We start from the raw sequence: 26362 nt of genomic DNA, 5'->3' as shown, positions 1-26362 counted from the left end.
CCGCGGGCGGTGAGATCCGCCTGGGGCACGAGGTCACCGGCATCCGGGCCGAGAACGGGGCCGTGCGTGTCATCACGCCCGTGTCGGACGACGTCTTCGACCGCGTGATCGCGTGCGCGGGTCTGCAGTCCGATGTGGTGGCCCGGTTCGTCGGCGCCGACCCGTCGCCGAAGATCCTCCCCTTCCGCGGCGAGTACTGGGAGCTCGCACCGGAGCGCGCGGACCTGGTGAACGGCATGATCTACCCCGTCCCGGACCCGCGGTTCCCGTTTCTGGGCGTGCACTTCACCCGCGGCGTCTACGACAACGTCCACGTCGGCCCCAACGCCGTGCCCGCCCTCGCGCGGGAGGGATACACCTGGCTGCAGATCTCACCGAAGGACACGTGGGAGTCGCTGCGCTGGCCAGGTGCGGCATCCCTGGCCAAGCAGCACTGGCGGATGGGCGTCGACGAGATCAGCAGCTCGCTGGTCAAGCCGCTGTGGTTCCGCAAGGCCCGCCGCTTCGTGCCGGAGCTGCGGATGCGCGACCTGACCCACAAGACCGCGGCCGGCGTACGTGCGCAGGCCTGGGGGCGCAAGGGGGAGCTGCTGGATGACTTCGCGGTCGACCAGGTGGGCCCGGTCACCGTGCTGCGCAACGCGCCGTCGCCCGCCGCCACCAGTTCGATCGCGATCGCCGAGTACCTCGTCGAGCACTACCTGTCGGCACCGGTGAGATAGCCGGCGGAGGTGGCTTCGCGCGTGCGGGCGTGCAGGCGGGCGGGCCGTCGGACGCAACTCCTCGAGAATCGGCCTCCGCAGTGGCCATCCGGGCTGTTTCGGAGGCCCCGGGCGGGTTCTTGAGGAGTTGGGGCGTCGGTGCGATCGCCACCGGCCTGGGGGCACCCCCGCGGCCACGACCGGTGCCATGCTCGGGGCATGGCGAACCGACTAGTGACCACGTTGCGGCGCCTCATCGCGCCCGTCACTCGCACGAAGACCTTCCGCCGCGTCGCCCCGCGGGCGCTGCCGGTGGCGGAGCGGGTGCTCAAGCGCGTCACCGGCGGCCGGCTGATCGTCTCCGGCATCCTCGTGCCTTCGCTCGTGCTGCACACCACGGGCGCGAAGAGCGGGCAGCCGCGCGAGACCCAGCTCATGTACACGCCCGACGGGCATGGCGGCGGCATCGTCGCCGGCACGAGCTTCGCGCGGGAGCGGCATCCGGCATGGACGACGAACCTCCGGGCGCATCCGGATGCCGAGGCGGACGTCCGCGGTCGCCGATACCGTGTGCACGCCGAACCGATCCCCGACGGCGAGCGCGATGCCGCGTGGGCGCTGATCGAAGCCCAGTGGCCGGGTTACCGGCAGTACGAGCGGGACTCCGGTCGTGTCGTGCGGCTGTTCCGCCTGACGACCGACACCACCCCGTCGCCGTTCACCGGACGCCTCTAGTCTGCGTGGGTGCGGGCGCTTCCGCGCGGGCGAGCGCTTCCCCGGGCGCGCGCACCGGCACGGGCCGGCGCAGGAACAGCACGGCGACCACTCCGAGCAGGAGCACCGCCGCCGGCAGCAGGATCGCCTGTCCCATCGCCGCGGCGAACCCGGTTGCGGCCTCCGGCGGCAACGCACCCGAGCCGAGCCCTGCCCCCGCCTCCTCCAGCCCGGGGAGGTTGGCCTCCAGGCGCCCCTGCATCACCGCCGCGATCGCGGCCGATCCCAGCACCGAGCCGATCGTGCGCATCGTGTTGTAGACGCCGGAGCCGGCACCCGCCTGGCGGGGGTCGAGGTTGCGCGTCGCCGTCGTCGCCAGCGGCCCCCACAGCCCTGACTGCCCGATCCCCATGAGGGCGGCGGGGAAGAGGAACATCCACGTCGGCGTATCCGGGGTCATCAGCGACGCGTACCAGACGAGCGCGGATGCCACCGCGATCATCCCCGGCACGAGCAGGAACCTCGGGTCGGTGCGGTCGAGCAGACGTCCCGCCAGCGGCGAGAGGATGCCGGCGGCCACCGCCGTGGGAACCAGCAGCAGGGCGGCATCGGTCGGACTCAGCCCGCGCGCCAGCTGCAGGAAGAACATGTACGGCAGCGACATGCTCGCCGCCATGAACCCCACCGCGGTGATGCCGATGCCGGCGACGGAGAAGTTGCGATCGCGGAACAGCGACATCGGCACGAGCGCCTCGCTGCGCGTGCGGGCCTGCTGAAGCACGAACAGCGCCAGCACGAGCAGGCCGGCGGCCAGCAGCATCCACACCGTCACCGGCCCCAAGATGGCACCCCAGTCGTAGTGCTCCGCCTCCTGCAGGGCGAACACGATGAGGAACAGGGCGACGGCGCTGAGCACCACCCCCAGCATGTCGAAGCGGTGCGGGTGGGTCGGCAGCTTCGGCACCAGCATCCACGCCAGCACGAATCCGACGATCCCCACGGGGAGGTTCACGAAGAAGATCCACTCCCACCCGAGGCCGTCCACGAGCAGACCGCCGGCGAGCGGACCGACCAGCATCGCGACGCCGGAGGTCGCACCCCATAGCCCCATCGCCGCTCCCCGTCGGGCGGCGGGGAAGGTGCGGGTGATCACGGCCATCGTCTGCGGTGTCATCAGCGACGCGCCGATGCCCTGCAGCGCGCGGAAGGCGATGAGGCCGTCGAGGGTGGAGGACAGCCCGCACCCGAGCGAGGCCAGCGTGAAGACGGCCAGCCCGATCAGGTAGATGTTCTTCGGGCCGAACCTGTCGCCGAGTCGGCCCGTGATCAGCAGCGGCACGGCGTAGGCGAGGAGGTAGGCGCTGGTCACCCACACGACATTGTCGAGGTTGCCGCTGCCGGGATCGAGGGCCGCTTTGATCGCGGGGTTGGCCACCGACACGATCGTCGTGTCGACGAGGATCATGAAGAAGCCGATCACCAGCGCCCACAGGGCGGGCCAAGGGCTGGCGGCAGGCGGGGTCGGAGCTCGCCCCACGGCGCGGCGAGCGTGGATGTCGGATTCGGTCACGCCGTCAGCCTCTCCCTCCGCGGTCGTCGCGGTGCGGGAGACTCTACGCCCGCCGACCGACAGCGGGGCGTAGATCTCGATGGCGGTTGTGGATATTTCATCGGGGTATCGTTTCCCGCGCCCCTTCCTAGGGTCGTAGATATGTACTAGACTGCATGCCATGGAGAACGGACTCCGAGACATCGCCGCAGCACTCGACGTGCTGGTCGCCGCCGGTGCAGACAGGCCAACCGAGTCGCTGACGCCGGGCGAACTGATCGCGGTGAACGACGCCTTCGGAGCACTGCGCCGCCGAGTGGATGCCGCATTCGCACCGGTGGCCGCCGAGATCGCTCGCCAATCCCGCACCGAGCTGGGCAAGGATTCGCTCGCCAAGAAGCAGGGCCACCGCTCTCCCACCGCGCTGATCTCGGCGACGACGGGTTCGACGGCCGCCGACGCGGTGCGCCTGGTGCAGGTCGGCGAAGCCACCGCACCGCGCATGACGCTCTCCGGCGAGCGCCTTCCCGCCAAGCACCGTCACGTCGCCGCCGCCGTGGCATCCGGCGAGCTCGGCATGTGGGCGGCATCGGCGATCATCACCCTTCTGGACCGTGTGTCGCTGCGCGCCGATACCGGGATCCTCGACGCGATGGAGCAGCGGCTCTCCGCCATGGCGCCGGGCCTGCGCCCTGATCAGCTGGGCACCCTGCTCGCCCGCGCCGAGGCGCACCTCGACCCGGACGGCGTCGAGCCGCGCGAGGCGGAGAGGCGCGGCGAGCGCAGCCTGATCATCCAGGAGCGGGACGGGATGGTCGTGCTGACGGCGAAGCTCGATGCCGAGACAGCGGCGCCTGTGAAGGCCGCCATCGAAGGGATCGTCACCGGCGTCCTCCGCCGCACCGAGCACGCCGACGACGCCGAGAAGGACCGGCGCAGCATGCGTCAGATGCAGGCGGACGCACTCGCCGACGTGTGCCGGCACGCGCTCGGATGCACGCAGCTACCCACCCTCCCCACGGCGACCGTCATCGTGCGGATGAACCTGGACACCCTGACGGACGGCGTCGGCGTCGCGACCGTCGACGGAATCGATCAGCCGCTCTCGGCGACTGCGGCCCGACGACTGGCCGCCGACGCGGAGATCATCCCCTGCGTACTCGGCGGCGACAGCGAGATCCTCGACTGGGGACGCGCCAGGCGGCTGTTCACCGCGGCGCAGAAGCTGGCGCTGGGCGAACGCGACGGCGGCTGCGCCTCGTGCGGCGCTCCCTCAGCGCGATGCGTCGTCCACCACATCCGATGGTGGGCACGAGACGGCGGGTCGACGGATCTGGGCAACGGCATCCTCCTCTGCGTCGGATGCCACCACCGCACCCACGAGGACGGCTGGAGGATCGACGTGCAGGGCATCGGGACGCGGGCGAAGGTGTGGTTCATCCCACCCGCGTGGATCGATCCGGCACAGACCCCACGTCTCGGCGGGCGACATCGCTACGACCTCGCCAGTTGACGACCCACGGTGCGAGCGGCGGCCTACGTCCGTCGATAATGGGCAGGTGACTTCCCCCGACCTGCCCGGCTGGCGCCACGTCTATTCCGGCAAGGTGCGCGACCTGTACGTCCCCTCCGCCGCCACCCCGGGATCGGAGGATCGGATGCTGGTGGTCGCCAGCGACCGCGTGAGCGCGTTCGACCACGTGCTCGAGCCCGGCATCCCCGGCAAGGGGGTGCTGCTGACGACCCTGAGCCTGTGGTGGTTCGATCAGCTCGCCGGCGGCGACGGGGGCCGCGGCATCCCGAACCACCTCGCCGCGACGGTGGTGCTCGGCAACGACGACGAGCCGCACTCGCTCGTGCCCGATGCGGTCGCCGGGCGCGCCATGGTGGTGCGCTCGCTCGACATGCTGCCGGTGGAGTGCGTCGTGCGCGGCTATCTCACCGGATCGGGCTGGGCCGAGTATCGCGCGCAGGGCACGGTGTGCGGCATCCCGCTGCCGGCAGGCCTCGGCGACGGGGACCGCCTTCCCGAGCCGCTCTTCACCCCGGCCTACAAGGCGCCGATGGGCGAGCACGACGAGAACATCTCGTTCGACCAGACCGTGGAGCTCGTCGGACGCGAGCGCGCCGAGGAGCTGCGGGCGACGTCGTTGGAGATCTACGCCCGCGCCGCCGCCACTGCCGAGGGGCACGGGCTCATCCTCGCGGACACGAAGTTCGAGTTCGGCCTCGACGACAAGGGCGTGCTGACACTGGCGGACGAGGTGCTGACCAGTGATTCGTCGCGCTACTGGGATGCCGCGGCCTGGCACTCCGGCACCACCCCCGCCGAGCGCATGGCGAGCTTCGACAAGCAGATCGTGCGGGACTGGCTCGCCGCGAACTGGGACAAGCAGGGCACCCCGCCGCCGCTTCCCCCCGACGTCGTCGAACGCACCGCCGCGCGATATCAGGAACTGCTGGAGCGACTCACGGGAATCTGACGTCACACACGCAGGACTTCACAGGTTTTTCCCAGATAATGGGATTCGTCTTCCCCCCTGTTTCTTCTGACCCGAGGAGTCCCATGGCCATCTGGCGCCTGCACGGTGACGGCCGCCACGTCGAACGCGGAGCCGTCGTCAAGCCCGAGGAACGTCTGAGCTGGGGCGCCACCATCGCCATCGGCGCTCAGCACGTCGTGGCGATGTTCGGCGCGACCTTCCTCGTGCCGATCCTCACCGGCTTCCCGGTGTCGACGACGCTGCTGTTCTCGGGCCTCGGGACGCTGCTGTTCCTTCTCATCACGAAGAACCGCCTGCCCAGCTACCTGGGGTCGTCGTTCGCGTTCATCGCGCCGATCACGGCGCTGAACAGCGGCCAGGCGCTGGAGACCCCGCAGCAGTTGACGCAGGCGCTCGTGGGCGTCGTCGTGGCCGGTGCGCTGCTGGCCGCGGTGGGCTTCATCGTGCAGGCGGTCGGCACCGGCTGGATCGAGAAGCTCATGCCGCCGGTCGTGGCGGGCTCCATCGTCGCGCTCATCGGTTTCAACCTCGCCCCCGCCGCGTGGGACAACTTCCGCCTGCAGCCGGAGCTGGCCACCATCACCCTGGTGGCGGTCGTGCTGTTCAGCGTGCTGTTCCGCGGGTTCCTGGGGCGCATCTCGATCTTCCTCGGCGTGATCGTCGGATACCTGGTGGCCGCCTTCACCGGTCAGATCGACTTCACCTCGGTCAACGAGGCGGCGTGGATCGGGCTGCCGGAGTTCCACCTGGCCGGTCTCGCAGACCCCGCCGCGTGGGCGCTCGTGCCGATGTTCCTCCCCGTCGTGCTCGTGCTGATCGCCGAGAACGTCGGCCACGTGCGCGGTGTCGCCACCATGACCGAGGACCCCTCGATCAACAAGCACACCGGCCGGGCGCTCATCGCCGACGGTGCGGCGACGATGCTCGCCGGCGGCTTCGGCGGTTCGGCCACGACGACCTACGGCGAGAACATCGGCGTCATGGCAGCCACGCGCGTCTACTCGACCGCGGCCTACTGGGTGGCCGGCATCGTGGCGATCCTGCTGGCGTTCTCGCCGAAGATCGGCGCCCTGTTCAACACGATTCCCGCCGGTGTGCTCGGTGGTGTGACGACGGCGCTGTACGGCCTGATCGCATCAAGATCTGGGTCGACAACCGCGTGGACTTCTCCCGCCCGGTGAACCAGTACACCGTCGCGGTGTCGTTCATCATCGCGATCGCCGGCTTCACGATGGACTGGGGCTCGCTGCAGTTCGGCGCCATCGTGCTCGGCACCGTCGCGGCTCTCGCGATCTACCACGGCGGCAACGCCATCGCCCGCTGGCGCCGCACCGGCGCCGACGACGGCGGCCCCCTCCCCGCCGTCGGCCAGCTGGGCGGCGACCTGCAGGAGTAGCCCGCCGCACGCGACGGCCCGCCGCACGCGAACCGTGAGACCTCATCTGGCGGCCGAGACAGTGGTTGTTCCCCACCGTCTCGGCCGCCAGTTGTCGTTTCAGCGGGCGGAGCGGGCGCAGCGGGCGCGTCGGGCAGAGCGGGGGCGGCAGACCGGGCGCGGCAGGCGGGCGGGTCAGGTCGAAGCGCGCACCACGAGCTCGGTCTCGAGCATCTTCACCCGCCGCGGGTTGCGGCCGGCCAGCAGATCCAGCAGCGTCGCGGCCATCTGCTCGCCCTGCAGGAACGACGGCTGACGCATGGTCGTCAGGGGCGGAGTCAGCGTCGCCGCCACCGGAGAGTCGTCGAAGCCTACGATCGCGACGTCGTCCGGAACGCGCAGCCCCGCGCGGTCCAGCGCCACCAGCGCCCCGCGGGCCATGAGGTCACTGGCGATGAAGAGCCCGTCGAAGGGGGCGCCCGCCTCGAGCAGGCGCTGCGTCGCCTCCCGGCCACCCTGAGCGGTGAAGTCGCCGCCCTCGACTCCGACCTCCTCGAGCCCAGCCTCGGCGAGCGCCGCGCGGAATCCCTCGAGCCGGTCGACGGATGCCGGCATGGTCAGCGGTCCCGCGACCGTCGCGAGTCTGCGCCGCCCGCGGGCGATGAGGTGCCGGGTCGCGGCGATGCCCGCCCCGACGTTGTCGACGTCGACGTAGTAGTCGTTCCCGCGCTCCCGGCCGGGCCGGCCGCCGTAGACCACCGGCACTGCGGCGGCGATGCGGTCGATGAACGTGTCGCTGGTGTGGTGCGAAACGATGATCGCGCCGTCGACCGCGCCGCTGCGCAGGTAGCTGGTGGTCTTGTCGCCCGGGTCGTCGTTGGCGATGAAGAGGTTCAGGACGTAGTCCGACCTGCTGAGGGTCGCGTTGATGCCCGACACGATCGCCGCAAAGAACGGGTCGCCGAAGAAGCGGGTGACGTCCTCAGGGACCACCAAGGCGATGGCGAGCGTCTGCCTGCTCGCCAGCGACCGTGCAGCCCGGTTGGGCACGTAGTTCAGCTCGGCGATGGCGCGGTTCACCGCCTCGAGTGCCGACGGGCTGACCGCGGTCGATCCGTTCACCACGCGCGAGACCGTCGACCGCGAGACCCCCGCGGCAGCGGCGACCTCTTCGATGGTGGCGGCGCCTCGCAGTTCGTCCGTGCCCATGCGTCTCCTGATGACGTCGCCGCTAACCGGCGGGCGGGACATCGAGCGCCCGCTCCGCGATGATCCGACTGTACTCGCGGCCGCTGTCCTTCACAGTCCGCGCCTGCGTGGCATAGTCCACGCGAACGATCCCGAACCGCTTCTCGTAGCCCCAGGCCCACTCGAAGTTGTCCAGCAGCGACCAATAGAAGTATCCGCGCACATCGACGCCCGCATCCTGGGCGTCGAGGATCGCCCCGAGGTGCCCGCGCACGAACTCGACACGGTCGCCGTCGTGCACCCGCGTCTCGCCGTCTTCCTGCACCGCGACATCGTCGTAGGCCGCGCCGTTCTCGGTGACGTACAGCGGCATGCCGAGACGGCCGGTGTAGTCGTCCTGCACCCGCCGCAGCAGGCGGGTCAGCCCCTCGGGCTGCACCTCCCAGTGCATCGATGTGCGGGCGAGCCCGCGATCGTGCCAGTGGATGCCCTCGTGCGAGGGGAACGGCGAGGATCCCTGCCGCTCGGTGGGCGCGTCGCCACCGTCGACCGGGACGGCCGGCGGACGTCCGCCCACATACTCGCCGTGGTAGTAGTTCACGCCGAGGGTGTCGATGGGGGTGGCGATGGTCTCGAGGTCCCCGGGACGGGTGGCGGCCTCGAGCGCGGCGATGGCTTCGGCATCCACCCGGCGGATGTCCTCGACGGTGTCCGCCGGGTACTCCGCCCGGAAGATCGGGTCGAGGAACCAGCGGTTGAACTGGCCGTCGATGCGGCGGGCGGCGTCGACGTCGGCGGCATCCGCCGGGTCCACGGCATCCGCCACCGTCAGGTTCAGCGTCAGGCCCAGCTTCAGGGCGGGGTCGCGGCGGCGCAGCTCCTGCACGGCCTGGCCGTGTCCGAGCATCAGGTGGTGCGCGGCGAGCACACCCTCGCGCACGCTCTGATGCCCGGGCGCGTGAAGGCCCGCGGTGTAGCTGAGGAACGACGAGCACCACGGCTCGTTGAGCGTCGTCCACGCCTGCACGCGGTCGCCGAGGGCGTCGTGCATGTCGAGCGCGTACTCGGTGAAGAGGTCCGCGGTGTCGCGGTTCGTCCAGCCGCCCCGCTCCTGCAGCGCCTGCGGCAGGTCCCAGTGGTACAGCGTCAGCCAGGGAAGGATGCCAGCATCGAGCAGCTCGTCCACGAGCCGCTTGTAGAAGTCGACCCCCGCCGGGTTGAGCGCTCCGCCGTCCGGTCGCACGCGCGACCAGGACGTCGAGAACCGGTAGGTCTGCAGGCCCATGCGCTTCATCAGCGCGACGTCGTCACGGTAGCGGTGGTAGTGGTCGCAGGCGACGTCGCCGTTGTCGGCGTTGATGACGGCACCGGGAACACGCGAGAAGGCATCCCAGATGGAGTCCCGCCGCCCGTCCTCATGGGCGGCGCCCTCGATCTGGTACGCCGCGGTCGCGGCGCCGAAGAGGAAATCGCTGGGGAAAGGTCGGGGATTCACGGCGAAACCTCCGCCCGCCCGTCGACAGCCGTCACGGCGCGGTCGGGTCGACCGACCGGCGCGACCCGGAACGTACCCGGTCCGCGCACGCTGATGCCATCGGCTGTGTGTTCGACCACGTACTCCACATCGGTCCCGCCGGTAGGACGCACGCGAACCGTCGTGACTCCCTGCTCGCCCGGGGCCACGAACAACGTGAGGCCCTCGAGGTCGACGTCTTCCGCAGTGTCCTCATATGCGCTGACGGGGATGACCGCTCCCTCTCGCACGTAGAGGGGAATCTCGTCGAAGCCGCACGTCCGCCTCACCCAACGGCCGCCCGAGAGCTGCTCGCCGGTGAAATAGTCCGTCCATTCCCCGGTCGGCAGGTAGAAGTCCACGTCGCCGGCGGCGCTGAACACGGGGGCGACGAGCAGATCACCGCCGAGCAGGTACTGACGATCGAGGTTGTCCACGGCCGGGTCGCCCGGGAAGGCGAGCTGCATGGGACGCATGATCGGCAGGCCCTGGGTGTGCGCTGCGTCGCCGGCGGCACGGAGGTAGGGCGTGAGGGAGAGCTTCAGACGGACGAAGCGCCGAGTGACGTCGACGGCCTCGTCATCGAATGCCCACGGCACGCGGTAGCTCGTGGAACCGTGCAGGCGCGTGTGGCTCGAGAGCGCGCCGAAGGCGACCCACCGCTTGAAGACCGCGGCGTCTGGAAGGCCCTCGAACCCGCCGATGTCGTGACTCCAGTATCCGAACCCGCTGAAGGCGAGGGACAGCCCTCCGCGCAGCGTCTCGGCCATGGAGATGAACGACGACGAGTTGTCACCGCCCCAGTGCACGGGGAACTGCTGACCGCCCGCCGTGGCCGACCGTGCGAACAGCACCGCCTCGCCGGCGCCCTTCTCCTCTTCGAGGACCTCGAAGACTGCGCGGTTGTAGAGCTGCGTGTAGAGGTTGTGCATGGTCTCGGGGGCGGTTCCGTCATGCCAGACCACGTCGGTCGGGATCCGCTCGCCGAAGTCCGTCTTCAGCGCGTCGACGCCGCCGCGCACCAGTTCCCGCAGCTTCTCCTGGAACCACCGGGTCGCGTCGGGGTTGGTGAAGTCGACCAGGGCCATCCCCGCGACCCACCAGTCCCACTGCCAGACCGAACCATCCGGACGCCGCACGAGGTAGCCCAGCTCGGCGCCCTCGTCGAACAGCGCACTGCGCTCGGCGATGTACGGGTTGATCCACGCACACACGTGAAGCCCGCGCTCATGAAGCCGTTCGAGCATGCCCTTCGGGTCAGGGAACGTGCGGGGGTCCCACTCGAGGTTCGTCCACTCGAACTCCCGCATCCAGAAGCAGTCGAAATGGAAGGCCTCGAGGGGGATGCCACGCTCGGCCATCCCGTCGATGAAACTCCCGACGGTCGCCTCGTCGTAATCGGTCGTGAACGAGGTCGACAGCCACAGACCATAGGACCAGTCCGGCACGGCCGCCGGCCGGCCGGTGAGCGCGGTGTAGCGGCGCAGCACATCAGCGGGGGTGGGGCCCGCGATCACGAAGAACTCGATCGACTCGCCTGCCGTGGCGAATTGCACGCGCTCGACCAGTTCGCTCGCCACCTCGAAGGAGACGTGCTCAGGCTGGTTGACGAAGACCCCGTACCCGCGGTTCGTCAGGTAGAAGGGGACGTTCTTGTAGGCCAGCTCGCTGGAGGTGCCGCCGTCGGCCTGCCAGATGTCGACGGTCTGCCCGTTCTTGACCAGCGGACCGAACCGTTCACCGAGCCCGTAGACGAGCTCGCCGACGGCGAGGTCCAGCTGCGCGAGCGTGTAGGCGCGCGCCGGGGCGAGTCCGGTCGCGGTGACCCCGGCGATGCCCGCGGGCTCCGTCGTCACCGCGGCGTCGGGGGCGAGACGCATGTGCGCCAGCGATTTGGACCCCGCCGACGTCAGCACCCTTCCGGTGTCGTCCACGAAATCGAGCTGGAACGACGTGCCGCGCTTCAGGCGCGCCGTCAGTGACCCCGAGCGCAATTGCACCGTCTCGGCATCCTCCGACGTCTCCACCTCGACCTCGCCGGCACCGGGGAGCTCGAAGCCGGGCGAGCGCCGACCGCCCTTGTGGTGGCTGACGCGCACGCCGATCACACCCTCAGCGGGCGAGGACAGCGACACGGTGAGAGTCGGCCGGTTCAGCACGTCTCCGCGCGACGCGATGACGCGCGTGGGTGCGAGAACGGTGACCCGCTCCGGCTCGACGTCGATCGCATACGCCTCCTGGGCGTACAGCGCTTCCACACCCGGGCGCACGTGCCAGAGGCCATCGGTGAACTTCATGACTCGGTGAATCCAATCTGAGATGGCGCGATGAACACGCCCATACTCCTACGCGGCGTCGGGAACGGTCGACGCTCAGCCCTTGACAGCGCCCGCCATGATGCCGCTGACCAGCTGCTTGCCCACGAAGACGAACATGATGAGCAGCGGCAGAGTGGACAGCAGTGCTCCCGTGAGGATGAGCGGGAAGTCGGTGTAGTACTGCGACTGCAGCCCCTGCAGTGCCACGGGAAGCGTGCCGTTGCGGTTGTCGAGGATCACGTAGGGCCAGAAGAAGTTGGTCCAGCTGCCGACGAATGTGAAGAGGAACAGCATCGCGGCGGCCGGGCGCGCGGCCGGCAGGGCGACGTGCCAGAACGTCTTGATCATCGACGCGCCGTCGACGCGGGCTGCGTCGATCAGCTCGTCCGGCAGACCTTCACGCAGGTACTGCGTCATCCAGAACACGCCGAACGCGGTGACCAGGCCCGGAAGGATTACTGCGAGCAGGTTTCCCTGCAGGTCGAGTTCACCCATGAGCAGGTAGAGCGGCACGATGCCCAGCTGCGTCGGGACAGCCATCGTCGCGATGACCGCGATCAGAAGAGCGTTGGCGCCGCGGAACTTCAGCTTGGCGAACGAGAATCCGGCCAGGGTGGAGAAGAGCACCACCGAGAGCGACGTCGTCGCCGACACGATGATCGAGTTCAGCGTCGCTGCGGCGAAGTTGATATCGGCACTGAGGACGCGGGTGATCGAGTCCCAGAGGTTGGGGCCGACCGTGAGCGTGATGTCGCTGGAGTAGATGATCTGGTTCGTCCAGCTGCCGACGACGATCGACCAGTAGAACGGGAAGGCGGAGATGACGATCACGAGGCCGAGGACCGCATAGGTCAACCACCCTGCGCGACGACCCTCGCCGTAGCTGCGAGAGGCTTTGCGTCGCGGGGAGAACCCCGGCTTACGCGCACCCGGCGTGGGGACGACGTCGGCAGTCTCTTCGATGACAGACGTGGCGCTCATCGCTTTCCTCCAGAGGACGAGATACGGCGGGTGATGAAGAAGTTGAGGGCACCGATGAGCACGATCAACAGGAACAGAAGCCAGGCGATGGCAGCTGAGCGTCCGAGGTTGGACTGGCGCCAGCCCACCTCCCAGAGGAAGAGGGTGATCGTCTTCCACTGACCGTCGGCGCCGCCGATGCCGCCACCGCCACCGCCACCACCGCCGAACATCTTCGCCTCGTCGAAGACCTGCAAACCGCCGATCGTCGAGGTGATGACCACGAAGATGATCGTCGGGCGCAGCATCGGAATGGTGACCGAGAAGAACTGGCGCATGCGCCCGGCGCCGTCGATCGTCGCCGCTTCGTAGAGGTCACGGGGAATCGCCTGCATCCCGGCCAGGAGGATCAGGGCGTTGTACCCGGTCCACCGGAAGTTGACCATCGTGGCGATGGCGACGTGGCTCGAGAGCTCACCTGTCCACCGGATCGGGTCCAGGCCGATGCTCTGGAGGATGTTGTTGATGAGGCCGAACTCGTTGCCGAAGAGGTTGGAGAAGATGATCGCAACCGCCACCGGCGCCGCGACGAAGGGCAGCAGCACGCCCATGCGCCAGAACGTACCCGCGCGCAGATTGTTGTCCAGGGCGGCGGCGATGAAGATCGCTGCCAGCAGCTGCGGGATGGTGGCGATCAGGAAGATCGAGATGGTGTTGAACACCGACTTCCAGAACATCGCCTGGCCGAGGATCGCCGTGAAGTTGTCGAGTCCGACGAAGTCACCCTGGCCGCCGATGATGTGCCAGTCGTGAACCGCAACCCACGCCGTGTAGATCAGCGGAGCAAGGCCGAAGATCCCGAACAGTATGAAGAACGGGGCGATGTAGAGGTAAGGCGAGGCCTTGAAATCCCACTTGGCGAGGGTCTGGCGGAACCCTCCGCCGTCGTTGTTAGGCCGGGCGCGGGAGGCCGGCTCTGCGGGGGCCGTCGTGCTGCTCATCAGTGAGTTCCGATCCGTGGCGAGGAGGAGTGATAGACGATGGGCGGCGGGCGATCGACCCGCCGACCGGTGGCGGATCCCGCCCGGGAGGTACCGGGCGGGATCCGACAGCGGATTAGTTCAGTGAGCCCAGCTCGGACAGCACCTGGTCCCAGGACTCGTCGATGCCCTGCGTCTTCTCCACGTCGACACGGTTCATGCCGTTGACGATGACGTCGTGAATCTTCTTGTAGCTCGCGCCCTTGTACGGCACGACCGTCACGGCGTCAGCACGGTTCGAGAGGATCTGACCCACCGGCGCGTTGTTGAACCACTCGTCGGTCGCGCCCTTCAACTCCTCAGAGGCCAACGCCTCGACCGTCGAGGGGAGGGTGCCCTGGTTGAGGAAGAGCTGCAGCTGGACCTCGGGGGAGGTCAGGTACGCCGCCAGCTTCTTGGCCTCTTCGGGGTGCTTGCTCTGCGTCGGGACGGTCAGGAACGCGCCGCCCCAGTTGCCGCCGCCACCGGGAAGCACATCCGCGATGTCCCAGCCCGCGAAGTCGGCGCCGGCGCGGTCCTTGATGATGTTGAGCATCCAGCCCGGTGCCATGATCGTGGCGAAGCCGTCGTCCTTGTTGTAGTAGGCGTCCCAGTCACCCGTCCACTGGCCGACACCCGCGGACTGACCGCCCTCGGTGCCGTGCTCGAGGATCGTCGTGAAGATCTCCTCGACATCGCTGCCCTCGAGGTCGATCGGCGTGCCGTCGTTCTCTTCGTAGGCGTTCTCGAGCTGGTTGACCTGGGCCATGTAGACACCCTGCACCGTGTCGAACCAGGTGGCTCCGGTCGGGGAATTCGCGACGAACTCCGCTCCGACCTCGAAGTACCGGTCCCACGTCGCGTCGGCGCCACCGAGGTACTCGGCGAAAGCTTCACGCTCGCTGGGCAGCCCCGCCGCCTCGACGAGGTCCGCACGGTACGCGATGCCCTGCGGCCCGATGTCGGTTCCGTAGCCGATCACACGGCCCTCGGCGTCGGTGGCCTGGGACTGCTTCCAATCGATCCAGCGGCCCTCCAGCTCCGGGTCGGTCAGATCCACGAAGCGGTCGGAATACTGCATCAGCTCGCTGAGCCAGTCGACCTCGACGGCTTCGATGTCGGACAGACCCGAGTCCTGGCCGAGGAAGTTGAGCATGTTCTCGCGGGACTCGTCCGAGCCACCCGAGATCTTCTCCACGACCTTGATGTCGGGGTTCTCCTTCATGAACTCTTCGATGAAGGGCGCGTAGCCGAAGTCGTTGAAGGTGGCGACCGTGATGGTGACGGGTCCGTCGCCCTCGGTCGAGTCGCCGGCGTCGGCGCCGCCGGCACAGCCGGCCAGGACGATTGCTGTGGTCGCAACGCCCGCCAGCAGGGCGGTGCGTCGCAGTGCGCGTGATTTCACGGGTCACTCCTTTGTGGTGGTGGGTCTTGCGGGCCAACCGGCCGTCGCCCCCTTCGGGTGGGAGCGCTCTCACCGGTTGCTGATCACCGTATGGGATCGCTCCCACGAACGCAAAGCAACGCTCTCCACAAATCAGTCACGGTTCGATAACGGGCTGTGGGGCCCGGGGCGATGCCACGCAGGAGCGGCGATCACGCGGGCGCCCATAGACTGGGCGGGCACCCTTACCCGCGACATCCGGAGCCTCACCATGCCCACCATCGTCGTCGACGTCATGCCCAAGGCCGAGCTGCTGGATCCGCAGGGAAAGGCCGTGGCCGGCGCTCTCACGCGCCTCGGCGTCACGGGGTTCGGTGACGTCCGCATCGGCAAGCGCTTCGAGCTGACCGTCGAGGGCGAGGTCACCGACGAGACGCTCGCCGCCGCCCGCCGCATCGCGGACGAGGTGCTCTCCAACTCGGTGATCGAGGACGTGGTCGGCATCGAGGTCGTCGAATGACGGTGCGCGTCGGGGTCATCACCTTTCCCGGCTCCCTCGACGACGGCGACGCCCGCCGCGCCGTCCAGATCGCCGGCGGGGAGCCGGTCGCCCTCTGGCACGGCTCGCACGACCTCGAGGGCGTGGACGCCCTCGTGCTCCCCGGCGGCTTCAGCTACGGCGACTACCTGCGCGCCGGAGCCATCGCGGCGCTCGCGCCGATCATGGCCGAGGTGAAGGATGCCGCCAAGCGCGGCATGCCTGTGCTCGGCATCTGCAACGGCTTCCAGATGCTCGTCGAAGCGCACCTGCTGCCGGGCGGACTGATCCGCAACGCGCACCAGCAGTTCATCCGCCGCGACCAGCGCCTGCGCGTGGAGAACAACGACACCGCGTGGACGAGCGACTTCGCCTCCGGCCAGGAGATCGTCATTCCGCTGAAGAACGCCGACGGCGGCTACGTCGCGGCGGAGTCCGAACTCGACCGCCTCGAGGGCGAGGGTCTGGTGGCGCTGCGCTACCTCGGGGTGAACCCCAACGGGTCGCTCCGCGACATCGCGGGCATCACCAACGAGCGCGGCAATGTCCTCGGACTGATGCCGCATCCCGAGCACGCCGTCGAGCCCGGCTTCGGCCCCGGCACGCCCCAGGCCATGCGCTCGGGGGTGGACGGCCTGCCGTTCTTCACCTCGGCCGTCGCCGCGGTGGTCGGCGCCGCAGCCTGATCCCACCGGCCCGCGCACCCTCCGAGCGGCAAGCCGCCCTAACTGAGCGCCAGCATGCGCGCTTGAGCGATGAAGTCACCACGGGCCTGTTGGAATGGCCGTAGCGCGGACTGGTACTGAGGGCCCCCGTAGGGCAGATCCTCGACCACATCACGAAAGCTGCGGAGCCGTGCCACAACGATACGTGCGGCGTCACGGACATCGTCAGGGCAGGAGACCTCGATCCTCCTCATGGCACGCGCGGCATCCGCGTCTGCGCCCCAGTAGTGGTGCTCGCCACGTGGCAGGGGGTAGGGGCAGTCGGGCGCCGTCCGGCCGAGCCGATGCGCTGCGTCATGGACGGCATCCAGAAAGCGAGTGCAGTCTTCAACCTGCGCCGCCCGGAGCGCCTCGACGCGCTTATCCCGACGATCCCGGCGGTGCTTGATGGCGTCGACGCCAGCTGATGCCCCCGCGCCCAGCAACAGCGTCACGATGGGCAGGATGACGGTGATCGGGTCCACGCGAGAATAGTGGCATACACCTCGCGCCTTCGGCGATCGCCGCCCTGGCGGTCTCTTTCGCCCGTCCTCCTGCAACCGCACGGGGCAGTTCGCAGCCTGATCGTCCGGGCCCGCGCGCCCCAGGGGTGACTATCGTCGGAGCATGACCACCGGCACCCCTCCCCTTCTCGTCAGCGTTCCCACCGAGCAGCTCGCGGAGGACCTCACCCCGGCGCCCGACGGCGCCGAGGTCGTCCTGTGGGATCTGTCGGGCGACCCGCCCCGCGATCACATCGACATCGTCGTTCCGCCGTACATGAACGGCGACACCCCGTACGAGCTGCTGGCCGCAGTCGCCCCGCGGCTCGTGCAGGGACAGTCCATCGGATACGAGGGAGTCGCCGAGAAGCTGCCGAAGGGCCTCGTCTTCGCCAACGCCGCGAGCGTGCACGAGACCTCGACGGCCGAGCTCACCGTCGGACTGATCCTCGCCGCCCAGCGCCGCATCGACGACTTCGCCGTCGACACCCGCAACGGGGTCTGGAAGCCGCAGTTCACCCAGAGCCTGGCCGACCGCCGGGTGCTGCTGATCGGCTACGGCGGCGTGGGCAAGGCCACCGCCGCGCGGCTGCTGCCCTTCGAGGTCGACCTGACGGTCGTGGCACGCACCGCCCGCGAAGAGGACGGCGTGCGGGTGCACGGCATCGACGAGCTCGAGGCTCTCCTCCCCGAGGCCGAGATCGTCGTGCTGACACTGCCGGGCGGGGAGGAGACCCGCGGCATCCTCGACGCCGAAACGCTCGCGCTGCTGCCGGATGGCGCGCTGGTCGTCAACGTGGGCCGCGGTTCCCTCGTCGACACCGACGCCCTCGTGTCCGAGACCTCGTCGGGCCGGCTGCGCGCGGCGCTGGACGTCGTCGACCCCGAGCCCCTGCCCGAGGGTCACCCCCTGTGGGGAACGCCCGGGGTGCTGATCAGCCCGCACGTGGGCGGCGCCTCGAGCGCGATGCGCCCGCGCATCGCCGCACTCGTCCGTCGGCAGGTGGAGCGCATGATCGCCGGCGAGGAGCCGCTCAACGTCGTCGTGCGCACCTGAGCGGGGTGTGGTCCGGTCGCTCGCGTCAGCCGGTGAAGACCGCGTAAACGTCACCCACGGCCTCGCGACCGCCGAGGCCAGGGAGCTCCATGAGCACCGACGTCCCGATGACCACTGCGCCGATGGCGCCCATCAGCTCGTGCGCGGCCACCAGGGTGCCGCCCGTGGCGAGCACGTCATCGACCAGCAGTACGCGGGTGCCCTCGGCGATGTCGTCGTGCACCTCGATGGCCGCAGTGCCGTACTCCAGCGAGTACGCCACCGACGCCGCCGGACGCGGGAGCTTTCCGGCCTTGCGGATCGGCACGAGACCCACGCCCGCGACGGTGGCCATGGCTCCCGCGAGCAGGAACCCGCGCGCCTCGATGCCGGCGACGACGTCGAACCGGCCTTCGAAGGGGGCGATCATCGCGTCGACCACGCTGCGGAGGGCGGCGGCATCCGCCAGCAGCGGGGTGACGTCGCGGAACAGCACACCCTGCTCGGGATAGTCGGGGATCGTGCGGATGAGCGAGTCGGCGCGCGCAAGGGCGGCGGGTTCGGGGGTCACCGGCCGATTCTACGCGCGGCGCCTCCGACGCTCCCTGGGAACGACCGCCCGCCCGCGCCCACTGCAAGCGCTTGCAGTAGCATGGTCGCATGACACTTCCCGACACCCTCCCCGGCGCCGCCGCTGCGGATTCCCGTCCCGGCTCCCAGTGGTGGCGCACCGCCGTCATCTACCAGATCTACCCCCGCTCGTTCGCCGACGCCTCGGGCGACGGCGTGGGCGACCTGCCCGGCGTGACCTCCCACATCGACGACCTGCAGGCTCTCGGTATCGACGCGATCTGGCTGAGCCCTTTCCAGCGTTCCCCGCAGAAGGATGCCGGCTACGACGTTTCCGACTACTGCGACGTCGACCCGCTCTTCGGCACGCTCGCCGACTTCGACGACCTCATCGAGGCCGCGCACTCGCGTGGCATCCGCATCATCGCCGACCTGGTGCCGAACCACTCGTCCGACCAGCACGTGTGGTTCCAGGAGGCGCTGGCCGCAGCGCCTGGCAGCCCCGAGCGCGCGCGCTACATCTTCCGCGACGGCAAGGGTGAGAACGGCGAGCTGCCCCCGAACAATTGGGAGTCGGTCTTCGGTGGACCCGCGTGGACCCGGGTGACCGAGCCCGACGGCACGCCCGGCCAGTGGTACCTGCACCTGTTCGACTCGTCGCAGCCCGACTTCGACTGGTCCAACCCCGTCGTGCACGAGGAGTTCCGCCGCATCCTGCGCTTCTGGCTCGATCGCGGCGTGGACGGCTTCCGCGTCGACGTGGCCCACGGCCTGGTCAAGGCGCCCGGCCTGCCCGACTACACCCCCGACCCGCACGCCGGCTCTATGGGCGGCGAAGAGGCCGATGTGCCCTACTGGGGCCAGGAGGGCGTGCACGACATCTACCGCGACTGGAACCGCGTGCTCGCCGAGTACGACGGCGACCGCGCGCTCTGCGCCGAGGCGTGGCTGCCGACGGTGGACATGACCGCCAAGTGGGTGCGTCCCGACGAGATGCACCAGGCGTTCAACTTCGCCTACCTCGAGACCCCGTGGAACGCCGCCGAGCTGCGCGCGGTCATCGACGAGTCGCTGCGCGCCTACCCCGCCGTGGGCGCCCCCAGCACCTGGGTGCTGTCCAACCACGACGTGGTGCGACACGCCTCGCGGCTGGCGCTGACGGCCGAGAACCCGCAGGGTCACGGCATCGGCCCGGACTCCCCCGGCAAGCCCGAGCCGGTCCTCGGCCTGCGCCGCGCGCGCGCGGCATCCGCCGTCATGCTCGCCCTCCCCGGGTCGGCCTACATCTACCAGGGCGAGGAGCTCGGGCTTCCCGAGGTCATCGACCTGCCCGGCGACGCCCGCCAGGACCCGACCTGGTTCCGCACCGAGGGCGAGCGATACGGCCGCGACGGATGCCGCGTGCCGATCCCGTGGGACGCCGACGCCCCCGCGTACGGCTTCAGCCCCACCGGCCAGTCGTGGCTGCCGCAGCCGACGGAGTGGACGACCCTCGCCCGCGACCGGCAGGTGGGCGACTCGGACTCGACGCTGTCGCTGTACCGCACCCTGCTCGCCGAGCGCCGCGCACACGCGCTGGGTGCGGGCACGCTGGAGTGGCTGGACGGCTTCGGCGACGACGTGCTGGCCTTCACCAACGGCGACGTGACCGTCGTCTCGAACATCGGCTCCGAGCCGGTGGCGCTGCCCGCCGGCGACCTGCTGGTCGCGAGCGAGCCGGTGACCGACGGCATGCTGCCGGCCGACGTCACCGTGTGGCTGCGCACGGCCTGATCGACGCGACAGGAGACCCCACGCCATGGTGAGCATCGATGAGGTGGCACGCGCGGCTGGGGTCTCCACCGCGACGGTGTCGCGCGCGCTGAGCGGGCGGGGACAGGTTTCGGCCGGCACCCGCTCGCGCGTGCTCGACACCGCCGCGGCACTCGGGTACGTCGTCTCGGCGCCCGCGTCGAGCCTGGCGTCGGGCCGCGCTCGCAACATCGGCGTGCTGCTGCCGGTGGTCGACCGCTGGTACTTCTCCACCGTGCTCGCAGGCATCGCCTCGGGCCTGCAGAGTGCCGGGTACGACATCACCCTCTACCCCCTGACCGATGACCCCGTCGAGCGGGCGGCGGTGTTCGAGACGTTCCTGCGCCGTCGGCGCGTGGACGGCGTGATCGCCATCGCGATGTCGCTGGACCCCTCAGAGGTGAGCCGCCTGGCCGATCTCGGGCTGCCGGTCGTGGCGCTCGGGGCGGCCCAGCCGCCGCTGCCGAGCCTGTCGGTGGACGACGTGGCCGTCGCGCGCCTCGCCACCGGCCACCTCACGGGGCTCGGTCACCGCGCCCTCGCGCACATCGGCACCCTGCACGACGCCGACGACGGCACCGACCGGGAGCGCATCCCGTCGCTGCGTCGGCGCGGGTTCGAGCTGGCTCTGCGGGATGCCGGCATCCCCCCGTCCTCCGCCCGCCACGAGCTCGGCGACTTCACCATCGAGAGCGGGCACGCGGCGGCCATGCGGCTGCTGGACGGCGACGACCGCCCGACCGCGATCTTCGCGGCATCCGACGAGATGGCGATCGGCGCCCTGATCGCGGCCCGCGACCTGGGGCTGAGCGTTCCCGGCGACCTGTCGGTAGTCGGGGTCGACGGCCACGAGCTCTCGGGGTTCTTCGGGCTGACCACGGTCGACCAGTTCCCGCACGACCAGGGCCTGCGGGCCGCCGAGGCGGTGCTCGCGGCCCTCGAAGCACCCACGCCGCTGGCGGCGCTGCCGTTCGAACTCGTGGTGCGGCCCTCGACCGGGGCTCCCGCCCGCGGCTGACCGGGGCCTGGGACCGCCGGGGGCGGCCGGCCCCGCGTAGGCTCTGGCCATGAGCATCGACCTCGAAGCCCTGTACATCGATCTGCACCGTCACCCGGAGCTTTCCTTCCAGGAGACCCGCACCGCCGGGGTCGTCACCCGCAACCTGGAGAAGCTGGGGATCGAGTTCGAAGAGGGCATCGGACGCACCGGGGTCGCGGCCGTCATCCGCAACGGCGACGGCCCGGTCGTCTGGCTGCGGGCCGACATGGACGGCCTGCCGGTCGAAGAGCGCACCGGGCTGGCCTACGCGAGCACCGCACGGGGCATCGACCCGTCCGGGCAGGACGTCCCGGTCATGCATGCCTGCGGCCACGACATGCACGTCACCGCGCTGCTCGGCGCCCTCGAGCGGCTGCAGGCGACGAAGGATGCCTGGTCGGGCACCGTGGTGGCCGTCTTCCAGCCCGCCGAGGAGTACGGCGCCGGCTCGCAGGCGATGATCGCCGACGGCGTGCTCGACCGCTTCCCCCGCCCCGACATCGTGCTCGGCCAGCACCTCACCCCGCTCCCCGCCGGGCTCATCGGCGTGCGCAGCGGCACGCAGATGGCGGCATCCGACGGGCTGACGGTCACCCTGCTGGGCCGAGGTGGCCATGGCTCGCGCCCGCACGCCACGATCGACCCCGTCGTCATGGCCGCCGCCACCGTCATGCGGCTGCAGACCGTCGTGTCGCGCGAGGTCGACCCGCGCGAGATGGCCGTCGTCACGGTGGGCTCCATCCACGCCGGACTGAAGAACAACATCATCCCGGCCGAGGCACGCCTCGAGCTGAGCCTGCGGTACACCGACGAGCCGGCGCGCGAGCGCATCATGGCGAAGGTCGAACGGGTCGTGAGGGCCGAGGCGGAGGCATCCGGCGCGGAGGAGCCGCCCGTCATCGCCGTTCAGCACTCGCTGCCGCCGACGATCAACGACGCGGATGCCACCGCCCGCCTCGTCTCCGCCTTCGAGCGCAGCTTCGGCGAGGGTTCGGTCATCGACCCGGGAATGTTCACCGGCAGCGAGGACGTGTCGTGGTTCGCCCGCGACGGCGGCGCCCCACTGGTGTTCTGGTTCTGGGGCGGCGTGGACCCCGAGGTCTACGCCGGGGCCGCCGCGGGCGGGACGATCGACGAGGACATCCCCACGAACCACTCGCCGTTCTTCGCCCCCGTGCTGCACCCCACGATCGACCGCGGCGTGGAGAACCTCGTCGTCGCTGCGCGGGAGTTTCTCGCCGGCTGACCTGCCTCCCGGTGACCGCTGGCCCGCCGCCGCGGCATCCCTTGCCGAAACGCGGACATCTGCCCGGATGAGGGCCGGATGCCGCGAAATCACCGCATTCGGGCAGATCACCTCCTTTCGGGCCGGCCGGCACATGCCCCCGCACCGGCGCCCCACCAGGAGCCGCCCGACCCCTCAGTGCGCACCCCTCGGGCTGCACGCCGCGCACCCATTGCGCGCCTGACCGCGCAGGCGTAGCGTGCCGCGCCGTGACCACAGAAGAGCCCGACCCGGGGGCGGAGTCCCCCGCCGTCAAGCGATTGCTGATCGGCGACCCGCTCACATCCGCGACGCAGGACCAGCAGCTTCTGGCCAAGCGCATGGCACTGCCGATCTTCGCTTCCGATGCGTTGTCGTCGGTGGCCTACGCCCCGCAGGAGCTCATGATGATCCTGCTGCTGGGTGGGCTTTCGTTCCTGACCTTCAGCCCTTGGATCGCCCTCGCGGTCATCGTGCTGCTGGCGGTGGTGGTGCTCAGCTACCGCCAGCTGATCACCGCCTACCCCTCCGGCGGCGGGGACTACGAGGTGGCCCGCACGAACCTGGGAGAGCTGCCCGGGGTCGTCGTGGCATCCGCCCTTCTGGTGGACTACATCCTGACCGTCGCGGTGTCCGTGGCCGCCGGGGTCGACAACATCATCTCGGCCCTCCCCGCACTGAACCCGTGGCGCGTCGAGCTCGCCATCGGATTCGTGGTGCTGCTGATCGCGGTGAACCTGCGGGGCGTGCGTGAGGCCTCGCGCGCGTTCGCCTTGCCGACGTACCTCTTCATCGGGTCGGTGGGCGTGATGGTGGCCACCGGACTGCTGCGTTGGGCGATGGGCGATGCGCCGGTGGCATCCAGCGCGCACTTCGGGGTGGAGCCGGCGAGCCTCACGCAGGCCGCGGTGGTGCTGCTGCTGCTGCGCGCCTTCGCCAGCGGCTGCTCGGCTCTGACCGGGGTCGAGGCCATCGCCAACGGCGTGCCGGCCTTCCGCCCACCCCAGGCGCGCAACGCACGCACCACCCTGGCGATCATGGGCCTCATCGCGATCTCGCTGTTCGCGGGGCTCACGACCCTGGCCCTCGTCAGCGGCGTGCGGTACGCCGAAGACCCCTGCCGACTGATCGGCTTCGACTGCTCGCTGCCGCAGCCGTCGCTCATGGCGCAGGTGGCCGCGGCGACCTTCGGGATGGGCTCCGTGCCGTTCTACATCGTGCAGGCCGCCACCGCGTGCGTGCTGCTGCTGGCCGCCAACACCGCGTTCAACGGCTTCCCGCTGCTGGGGTCGGTGCTGGCCAGCGACGGCTACGCGCCCAAGTCGCTGAACACGCGCGGCGACCGGTTGGTGTACTCCAACGGCATGATCCTGCTGGGCATCGCCGCCATCACGGTGCTGCTGATCTTCCGGGCCGACGTGACGACGCTGATCCAGCTGTACATCATCGGCGTGTTCGTATCGTTCTCGCTTGGCCAGATCGGCATGGTGCGGCACTGGAACCGCGAGCTGCGACTGATCCCCCGCAGGGCCACGCTCGAACGCCGCGCCGCCCTGCGCGGCCGCGTCGTCAACTCGCTCGGCGCCGTGATGACCGTCGTGGTGCTGGCCATCGTGACGGTGACCAAGTTCACCCACGGCGCGTGGCTGGTGTTCCTGGCGATCCCGCTGCTGACCGCCTTGATGATGGGCGTGCGCCGCTACTACCTCGCCGTGGAGACGGAGACGGCGATCGGCGACGACAGCGTCCGCTTCGGATCCCGCGGAGACGTCGCCCTGGTGCTCGTCGGTTCGTTCCACAAACCCGCGGCGAAGGCGATCGACTACGCCCTGGCCGCCCGCCATGACACGACGATCGCGGTGCACGTGGCCGTCACGCCCCGCGACACGGCGCAGCTCGAGGCCGATTGGGAGGAGCATCACGTGCCGGTGCCCCTGGTCATGCTGGAATCGCCCTACCGCCAGTACGCCGGCCCGCTGGAGACGTTCATCCGCGAGTACCGGCAGAAGCACGGCTCCTCCGTCGTGACGATCTACCTGCCGCGGTACATCGTCGGGCACTGGTGGGAGACCTTCCTGCACAACGGGAGGGCCCGTCGCCTCGCCCAGCGGCTGATGCTCGTGCACGGGGTCGCCGTGACCCTCGTGCCGTGGATGCTGGACTCCTCGCGGCTGCTCTACCGCCGCCCGCCCCGCCCCCTGCCCGGCGACGACCGGGCCGGCATGCCCGCGACGTACGGCCTGGTGGCGCACATGCAGCCCGAGCCCGAGGACGAATCGCCCGAAGCCGCACCGTCGGGCGCCGGCCCGTCGGGCCCGGCGTAGCTCGGCGCTGGGCCCGCCACCTCGGCCATCGGACCCGGCGCAGCCTGGGCGGCGTAGCCTGGAAGGGTGAGTGCCTCCATCGCATCCGAGCCCGGCCGGGTCCTCGACGCCGCCGCCCTGCGCGCCGACTTCCCGATCCTGCGGCAGACGGTGGGCGGCGAGCCGCTCGTCTACCTCGACTCCGGCGCCACAAGCCAGAAGCCCCAGGTCGTACTCGACGCCGAGATCGACTTTCTGACCCGCGCCAACTCCGCCGTGCACCGCGGCGCCCACACCCTGGCCGCCGAGGCGACAGACCTGTTCGAGGACGCCCGCGAGACCGTCGCCGGCTTCGTCGGCGCCCAACCCGACAACCTCGTGTGGACGAGCGGCGCCACCCTCGCCCTGAACCTCGTCGCGTACTCGATCGGCAACGCCACCGCCGGACGCGGCGCTCCGGCATCCGCCCCCTTCGCGCTGCGCCCCGGCGACGACATCGTCGTCACCGAGGCCGAGCACCACGCGAACCTCATCCCGTGGCAGGAGCTGGCCGCCCGCACCGGAGCGGTGCTGCGCCACATTCCGGTGCGCGACGACGGCACGCTCGACCTGGATGCCGCCGCCTCGGTCATCGGCGAGCGCACGCGGGTCGTGGCGTTCAGCCACGTGTCGAACGTGCTCGGGATCGTCAACCCCGTGACTGAGATCGTCGCGCTGGCGAAGGCGGTCGGTGCACTGACGGTGATGGATGCCTGCCAGTCGGCTCCCCACCTGGCGCTGGACCTCCCCGCCCTCGGCGTCGACCTGGCCGCGTTCTCGGGGCACAAGATGCTCGGACCCTACGGAGTCGGCGCACTGTACGGGCGCACCGAGGTGCTCGAGGCACTGCCGCCCTTCCTGACAGGCGGATCGATGGTAACCACCGTCACCCTCGACGAGGCGGGATTCCTGCCCGCGCCGCAGAAGTTCGAAGCCGGCACGCAGCCGGTGTCGCAGGCCATCGGGCTCGCCGCCGCGGCGCGCTATCTCGACGCGATCGGCATGGATGCCGTGCACGCCCACGAGCGCGTGATCGGCCGACGCCTGCTCACCGGGCTCGACGCGATCGACGGAGTGCGGGTCCTCGGCGACCCCGGCGCCGATGTCGACCGCATCGGCCTGGCATCCTTCGACGTCGCCGGAGTGCACGCGCACGATGTGGGGCAGTTCCTCGACTCGCGCGGCATCGCCGTGCGAGTCGGGCACCACTGCGCCAAGCCGCTGCACGCCCGGTTCGGGCTGACCGCATCGGTGCGCGCGTCGGCATCGGTGTTCACCACCGACGACGACATCGACCGCTTCCTCGACGCCGTGTCGGGCGTCCGAGCGTACTTCGGCGCGGAAGGAGCC

Annotated in this window: 21 protein-coding genes and 1 pseudogene; 13 read left to right on the top strand and 9 right to left on the bottom strand. The window is 70.1% G+C overall.

Translation table 11 applies throughout. The features are described from left to right. Both NQ160_RS04115 and NQ160_RS04110 read left to right on the top strand, forming a co-directional pair. Positions 1 to 722 (top strand): FAD-dependent oxidoreductase (locus NQ160_RS04115; RefSeq protein ID WP_257513971.1); only part of this gene is annotated, 722 nt, incomplete at its 5' end. Positions 723 to 920: 198 nt separating this feature from the next. After that, complete coding sequence (locus NQ160_RS04110) at positions 921 to 1436, top strand: nitroreductase family deazaflavin-dependent oxidoreductase (RefSeq protein WP_257513970.1); 516 nt, start codon at positions 921 to 923, stop codon at positions 1434 to 1436. Here the strand turns inward: NQ160_RS04110 and NQ160_RS04105 are convergent. Continuing rightward, on the bottom strand, positions 1420 to 2985 hold the full coding sequence (locus NQ160_RS04105) for a DHA2 family efflux MFS transporter permease subunit (RefSeq protein ID WP_374113625.1): 1566 nt from the start codon (positions 2983 to 2985) through the stop codon (positions 1420 to 1422). The two genes, NQ160_RS04110 and NQ160_RS04105, sit on opposite strands and share 17 nt — an antisense overlap. A gap of 160 nt (positions 2986 to 3145) precedes the next feature. On the opposite strand from NQ160_RS04105, the gene NQ160_RS04100 reads away from it, so the two are divergent. From NQ160_RS04100 to NQ160_RS04090, 3 genes and pseudogenes are all read left to right on the top strand, one after another. Continuing rightward, complete coding sequence (locus tag NQ160_RS04100; RefSeq protein WP_257513969.1) at positions 3146 to 4477, top strand: HNH endonuclease; 1332 nt, start codon at positions 3146 to 3148, stop codon at positions 4475 to 4477. A gap of 46 nt (positions 4478 to 4523) precedes the next feature. After that, complete coding sequence (locus tag NQ160_RS04095; protein ID WP_257513968.1) at positions 4524 to 5447, top strand: phosphoribosylaminoimidazolesuccinocarboxamide synthase; 924 nt, start codon at positions 4524 to 4526, stop codon at positions 5445 to 5447. 83 nt (positions 5448 to 5530) lie between these two features. Beyond that, positions 5531 to 6864, top strand: a pseudogene (locus tag NQ160_RS04090) (uracil-xanthine permease family protein). A gap of 174 nt (positions 6865 to 7038) precedes the next feature. Here NQ160_RS04090 and NQ160_RS04085 read toward each other — a convergent pair. The 6 genes from NQ160_RS04085 to NQ160_RS04060 all read right to left on the bottom strand — a co-directional run bounded on the left by NQ160_RS04085 (position 7039) and on the right by NQ160_RS04060 (position 15246). Beyond that, on the bottom strand, positions 7039 to 8052 hold the full coding sequence (locus NQ160_RS04085) for a LacI family DNA-binding transcriptional regulator (RefSeq protein WP_257513967.1): 1014 nt from the start codon (positions 8050 to 8052) through the stop codon (positions 7039 to 7041). 22 nt (positions 8053 to 8074) lie between these two features. Next, positions 8075 to 9526 carry a GH1 family beta-glucosidase gene (locus tag NQ160_RS04080; protein ID WP_257513966.1) on the bottom strand — a complete coding sequence of 484 codons (1452 nt, stop codon included), beginning with the start codon at positions 9524 to 9526 and terminating at the stop codon, positions 8075 to 8077. Beyond that, positions 9523 to 11841: an alpha-xylosidase gene (gene yicI / locus NQ160_RS04075; protein WP_257513965.1), complete on the bottom strand. Its 2319-nt coding sequence runs from the start codon at positions 11839 to 11841 to the stop codon at positions 9523 to 9525. Before yicI ends, NQ160_RS04080 begins: the two co-directional genes overlap by 4 nt. Before the next feature lie 75 nt (positions 11842 to 11916). Next, positions 11917 to 12843: a carbohydrate ABC transporter permease gene (locus tag NQ160_RS04070; RefSeq protein ID WP_257513964.1), complete on the bottom strand. Its 927-nt coding sequence runs from the start codon at positions 12841 to 12843 to the stop codon at positions 11917 to 11919. After that, on the bottom strand, positions 12840 to 13823 hold the full coding sequence (locus tag NQ160_RS04065) for a carbohydrate ABC transporter permease (RefSeq protein WP_257513963.1): 984 nt from the start codon (positions 13821 to 13823) through the stop codon (positions 12840 to 12842). The genes NQ160_RS04070 and NQ160_RS04065 overlap by 4 nt, the downstream gene beginning before the upstream one ends. Before the next feature lie 115 nt (positions 13824 to 13938). Beyond that, positions 13939 to 15246, bottom strand: a complete 1308-nt coding sequence (locus tag NQ160_RS04060; RefSeq protein ID WP_257513962.1) for an ABC transporter substrate-binding protein — start codon at positions 15244 to 15246, stop codon at positions 13939 to 13941. A 250-nt stretch (positions 15247 to 15496) separates the two neighbouring features. On the opposite strand from NQ160_RS04060, the gene purS reads away from it, so the two are divergent. Both purS and purQ read left to right on the top strand, forming a co-directional pair. Beyond that, positions 15497 to 15745, top strand: coding sequence for a phosphoribosylformylglycinamidine synthase subunit PurS (gene purS, locus NQ160_RS04055; protein ID WP_257513961.1), 249 nt, complete (start codon positions 15497 to 15499; stop codon positions 15743 to 15745). Beyond that, positions 15742 to 16449 (top strand): phosphoribosylformylglycinamidine synthase subunit PurQ, encoded by a 708-nt coding sequence (gene purQ / locus NQ160_RS04050; RefSeq protein ID WP_257513960.1) that lies wholly within the window; start codon positions 15742 to 15744, stop codon positions 16447 to 16449. The genes purS and purQ overlap by 4 nt, the downstream gene beginning before the upstream one ends. Before the next feature lie 38 nt (positions 16450 to 16487). Here the strand turns inward: purQ and NQ160_RS04045 are convergent, their stop codons facing one another. Further along, entirely contained in the window at positions 16488 to 16952 is a 465-nt protein-coding gene (locus NQ160_RS04045) for a hypothetical protein (protein ID WP_257513959.1), read from the bottom strand. 142 nt (positions 16953 to 17094) lie between these two features. Between NQ160_RS04045 and NQ160_RS04040 the strand changes: the two genes are divergently transcribed. Further along, complete coding sequence (locus NQ160_RS04040; RefSeq protein WP_257513958.1) at positions 17095 to 18027, top strand: 2-hydroxyacid dehydrogenase; 933 nt, start codon at positions 17095 to 17097, stop codon at positions 18025 to 18027. 25 nt (positions 18028 to 18052) lie between these two features. Here the strand turns inward: NQ160_RS04040 and NQ160_RS04035 are convergent, their stop codons facing one another. Further along, on the bottom strand, positions 18053 to 18577 hold the full coding sequence (locus tag NQ160_RS04035; protein WP_257513957.1) for an adenine phosphoribosyltransferase: 525 nt from the start codon (positions 18575 to 18577) through the stop codon (positions 18053 to 18055). Positions 18578 to 18666: 89 nt separating this feature from the next. Here NQ160_RS04035 and NQ160_RS04030 point away from each other — a divergent pair, with 89 nt between their 5' ends. The 5 genes from NQ160_RS04030 to NQ160_RS04010 form a co-directional block, all read left to right on the top strand. Then, positions 18667 to 20349 carry a glycoside hydrolase family 13 protein gene (locus tag NQ160_RS04030; protein WP_257513956.1) on the top strand — a complete coding sequence of 561 codons (1683 nt, stop codon included), beginning with the start codon at positions 18667 to 18669 and terminating at the stop codon, positions 20347 to 20349. A gap of 25 nt (positions 20350 to 20374) precedes the next feature. Next, positions 20375 to 21385, top strand: coding sequence for a LacI family DNA-binding transcriptional regulator (locus NQ160_RS04025; protein ID WP_257513955.1), 1011 nt, complete (start codon positions 20375 to 20377; stop codon positions 21383 to 21385). A 49-nt stretch (positions 21386 to 21434) separates the two neighbouring features. Continuing rightward, positions 21435 to 22652, top strand: coding sequence for an amidohydrolase (locus NQ160_RS04020; RefSeq protein WP_257513954.1), 1218 nt, complete (start codon positions 21435 to 21437; stop codon positions 22650 to 22652). A 248-nt stretch (positions 22653 to 22900) separates the two neighbouring features. Next, positions 22901 to 24994: an APC family permease gene (locus tag NQ160_RS04015; RefSeq protein ID WP_374113624.1), complete on the top strand. Its 2094-nt coding sequence runs from the start codon at positions 22901 to 22903 to the stop codon at positions 24992 to 24994. A gap of 66 nt (positions 24995 to 25060) precedes the next feature. Continuing rightward, positions 25061 to 26362 (top strand): aminotransferase class V-fold PLP-dependent enzyme (locus NQ160_RS04010; RefSeq protein ID WP_257513953.1); only part of this gene is annotated, 1302 nt, incomplete at its 3' end.

The sequence above is a fragment of the Microbacterium sp. zg.Y909 genome, from assembly GCF_024626565.1.
This window is presented reverse-complemented; position numbering and strand designations above follow the sequence as displayed.

Bases quoted from the DNA above. Each gene is read 5' to 3' on its own strand.
- NQ160_RS04110 (WP_257513970.1), top strand. From the start codon at position 921: ATGGCGAACCGACTAGTGACCACGTTGCGGCGCCTCATCGCGCCCGTC.
- NQ160_RS04100 (WP_257513969.1), top strand. From the start codon at position 3,146: ATGGAGAACGGACTCCGAGACATCGCCGCAGCACTCGACGTGCTGGTC.
- NQ160_RS04085 (WP_257513967.1), bottom strand. From the start codon at position 8,052: ATGGGCACGGACGAACTGCGAGGCGCCGCCACCATCGAAGAGGTCGCC.
- yicI (WP_257513965.1), bottom strand. From the start codon at position 11,841: ATGAAGTTCACCGATGGCCTCTGGCACGTGCGCCCGGGTGTGGAAGCG.
- NQ160_RS04070 (WP_257513964.1), bottom strand. From the start codon at position 12,843: ATGAGCGCCACGTCTGTCATCGAAGAGACTGCCGACGTCGTCCCCACG.
- NQ160_RS04065 (WP_257513963.1), bottom strand. From the start codon at position 13,823: ATGAGCAGCACGACGGCCCCCGCAGAGCCGGCCTCCCGCGCCCGGCCT.
- purS (WP_257513961.1), top strand. From the start codon at position 15,497: ATGCCCACCATCGTCGTCGACGTCATGCCCAAGGCCGAGCTGCTGGAT.
- purQ (WP_257513960.1), top strand. From the start codon at position 15,742: ATGACGGTGCGCGTCGGGGTCATCACCTTTCCCGGCTCCCTCGACGAC.
- NQ160_RS04040 (WP_257513958.1), top strand. From the start codon at position 17,095: ATGACCACCGGCACCCCTCCCCTTCTCGTCAGCGTTCCCACCGAGCAG.
- NQ160_RS04030 (WP_257513956.1), top strand. From the start codon at position 18,667: ATGACACTTCCCGACACCCTCCCCGGCGCCGCCGCTGCGGATTCCCGT.
- NQ160_RS04025 (WP_257513955.1), top strand. From the start codon at position 20,375: ATGGTGAGCATCGATGAGGTGGCACGCGCGGCTGGGGTCTCCACCGCG.
- NQ160_RS04020 (WP_257513954.1), top strand. From the start codon at position 21,435: ATGAGCATCGACCTCGAAGCCCTGTACATCGATCTGCACCGTCACCCG.